Below are 2712 nucleotides of genomic sequence, written 5' to 3'. Positions count from 1 at the left end.
ATGCCGGGACTGAACACCTAAGCACACCTTGTATCAGCTTCGCCCGAGCGCGGCCTGCAGCGGTGGTAGTCCGACAGGAAAGCTTGGGACGGGCTTAATCGGCCGCGCCGTCGGGTTTCGCCCGTTGCAGCATGCCGAACAGATCGCGCGGGTCGTCGGGGTCCGCGATCATATCCAGCGGCATGAAGAACGGCGTCCCCACGATGGCCTTGGCGATGAAACGCAGGGCGCTGAAATCCTCGATGGCAAAGCCCACGCTGTCGAACAGGGTGATCTGCCGCGCGTCGCTGCGACCGGGCATCTGTCCAGCAATGACCTGCCACAACTCGGTCACGGCGTGGTCGGGGTCCAGTTGTTGGATCTCGCCCTCGATCCGGGTCTGCGGCGGGTATTCGACAAAGATCGACGAGCGCAGCAGAATGTCACGGTGCAGCTCGGTCTTGCCGGGGCAATCGCCGCCAATGGCGTTGATATGCACGCCAGCGCCGACCATGTTGTCGGTCAGGATTGTCGCATACTGCTTGTCGGCGGTGCAGGTGGTGATGATCTGGCTGCCTTCGACGGCCTCTTGCCCGGACCCGCATTGCACCACCGTCAGACCGCTATCCGCCAAATTTCGGGCACAACGCGCCGTTGCAGTCGGATCGGTGTCATAGAGCCGCACGGTGTCAATCCCGCAGACCGCCTTGAAGGCCAGGCACTGGAATTCGGACTGCGCGCCATTGCCGATCATCGCCATGGTCCGCGCGCTTTGGGGGGCAAGGTGCTTGGCCGCCATGGCGCTGGTGGCCGCCGTGCGCAATGCGGTCAGGATCGTCATTTCGCTCAGCAGTTTGGGATAGCCTGTCACCACATCGGCGAGAACGCCGAAGGCGGTGACAGTCTGCAGACCGTCGGCGGTGTTCTTGGGGTGACCGTTGACATATTTGAACCCATAGGTTTCGCCGTCCGAGGTCGGCATTAGCTCGATCACACCGATTTCGGAATGCGAGGCGACGCGGGGCGTCTTGTCGAACGTTGGCCAGCGCAGGAAGTCGGCCTCGATCTCTGCGGCAAGGTCGGTCAGCATCTTTTCGACACCGATATGATGAACAAGGGCCATCATATCGGCGACCGAGACGAAGGGGACATAGGCAAGTCTTGAGGGAAGCGGGGACATAGGATGCTCTCTTAGCTTTTTAGGGGGCGTGCGCTTAGGTGAAGCCCCGCGATCATGCAGCGGACGGAACCGCCGGCGTGTTCGATGGTGGGAATGTCCAGCGGTAACAGGGTTACGTGGCGCTCCAGCGTTGCGCGCTGGCCCCCGTCCAGCGACCGCAGCGCGCGCGACGACAGTGCCAGCACCAGACCGTCGCGGCCCTGCAGTTCGATTGCATTTCCGGCAAATTCGGCAATCTGGGAATAGCCGAGCGGAATGATGTCGCGTTCGCCCCGGCGCAGGCGTTCGGCCACTTCGTGGCGGCGTGCTGTATCGGGGATGCAATCTAGACCGATCATCGCGAAACCGGTGCCGATGCACATCACGACATTGGTGTGATAGATCAGCTGGCCGGTCGCATCGACCGCGTCGAAGACCACCGGCTCATAGTTGAAATGCGTGCAGAACCGTTCCAGCAGGATCTCGCTGGTGCGCCTTGACCGGGCGGCATAGGCGACACGCTCGAGGTGGTCGATCACCATCGCGCCGGTGCCTTCAAGGAACAGACCGTCCTGTTCCAGCCCCGAGTAATCGATGACGTCCTGCACCCGGTATCGTTGCTTGAGCATTTCCAGCACATCCGCACGGCGTTCGGCCCGGCGGTTGGTCGAATACATCGGATAGACTGCCACATGCCCGCCCGAATGGGTCGAGAACCAGTTGTTGGGAAAGACCGAATCCGGGGTTTTCGCGCCCTCGTCCTCGAACAGATGCACCTGCACGCCTGCCGCCTGCAGGGCATCCGCGGCGCGCGTCACCTCCTCATGGGCGGCTTTTGCGACGGTCGCGGCATTCATCGGGGCGGACGTCTGGAAATGGTTGTCCCGCCGCGTTTCGGCATTGGGGGTAAAGCGGTGCGGGCGGATCATGACGACCGACGCAGGGGCCTGAAGCGAGGAACGCGGCATATGGGGTATGGGCTTTCGAAGGATGTTTATGCATCAAACATAGCCACGCCGCCTGACGCATTGTATGGTCATGCTGCCCAATCTGGACATTCATTCTGGGCATTTTGCGAACACCGGGTATAAGGACTGCCATGCATTCCTATGACGACCTTGATCGCCGACTGATCGGCCTGCTGCGCGAGGATGGTCGGGCGCCGGTCTCCAAGCTGGCCTCGCTGCTGAAGGTGTCACGCGCTACGGTGCAAAGCCGGATGGACCGGCTGGTGCAATCCGGCGCGGTGCTGGGCTTCACAATCCGCGCGCGTGAGGACAGCGGCCCGCAGGGTGTCCGCGCCGTCATGATGATCGAGGTGTCGGGCCAATCGACCACTCAGGTCATTCGCAGCCTGCGCGGCATCACCGCGCTGCATCAGCTGCATTCGACCAATGGCAACTGGGATCTGGTCGCACAGCTCAGCGCCGAGAGCCTGGCCGATTTCGACCGCGTTCTGCGCGAGGTCCGCGGCATTCCCGGCATCACCAATAGCGAGACGTCGATCCTGCTCAGCTCGGTTTGATGCGGCATTGGAACAGTCCCAGTTTCTGATTGTTCAGTCCCGGCATTTG

Annotated in this window: 3 protein-coding genes; 1 reads left to right on the top strand and 2 read right to left on the bottom strand. The window is 62.0% G+C overall.

Annotation, left to right across the window (positions count from 1 at the left end; all coding sequences use genetic code 11):
* Window positions 1–94: 94 nt before the first annotated feature.
* Window positions 95–1159 carry an ornithine cyclodeaminase gene (locus KO490_RS02495; RefSeq protein ID WP_216017831.1) on the bottom strand — a complete coding sequence of 355 codons (1065 nt, stop codon included), beginning with the start codon at window positions 1157–1159 and terminating at the stop codon, window positions 95–97.
* A gap of 11 nt (window positions 1160–1170) precedes the next feature.
* Window positions 1171–2067, bottom strand: a complete 897-nt coding sequence (ctlX, locus tag KO490_RS02490) for a citrulline utilization hydrolase CtlX (RefSeq protein ID WP_252726978.1) — start codon at window positions 2065–2067, stop codon at window positions 1171–1173.
* A 170-nt stretch (window positions 2068–2237) separates the two neighbouring features.
* On the opposite strand from ctlX, the gene KO490_RS02485 reads away from it, so the two are divergent.
* Window positions 2238–2663, top strand: a complete 426-nt coding sequence (locus KO490_RS02485; RefSeq protein WP_216017829.1) for an Lrp/AsnC family transcriptional regulator — start codon at window positions 2238–2240, stop codon at window positions 2661–2663.
* Window positions 2664–2712: the final 49 nt, after the last annotated feature.

Source organism: Paracoccus sp. C2R09, from assembly GCF_018860625.1.
GTDB lineage: Bacteria > Pseudomonadota > Alphaproteobacteria > Rhodobacterales > Rhodobacteraceae > Paracoccus.
Note: the sequence above shows the minus strand (reverse complement) of the source record. Positions and strands in the feature narration are given on the sequence as shown.